This window comes from Peribacillus sp. SIMBA_075, from assembly GCF_046534585.1.
Genome location: NZ_JAWRYN010000881.1, coordinates 1 through 261 on the forward strand (window position 1 = coordinate 1; position 261 = coordinate 261).

The 261-nt window shown below is 54.0% G+C and carries 1 rRNA gene; it reads left to right on the forward strand.

Annotation, left to right across the window (positions count from 1 at the left end):
• Positions 1 to 261: ribosomal RNA gene (locus tag SB775_RS30775) — 23S ribosomal RNA — on the forward strand; the annotation flags it as partial.

A 261-nucleotide genomic window follows, 5' to 3' on the forward strand; every position in this document is an offset into this window, starting at 1 on the left:
GATAGCGTGCGAGGTTAAGTTGAAGAGACGGAGCCGCAGCGAAAGCGAGTCTGAATAGGGCGCAAGTACGTTGTCGTAGACCCGAAACCGTGTGATCTAGCCATGTCCAGGGTGAAGGTAGGGTAACACCTACTGGAGGCCCGAACCCACGCACGTTGAAAAGTGCGGGGATGAGGTGTGGCTAGCGGTGAAATTCCAATCGAACTCGGAGATAGCTGGTTCTCCCCGAAATAGCTTTAGGGCTAGCCTCGGAATTTAGAG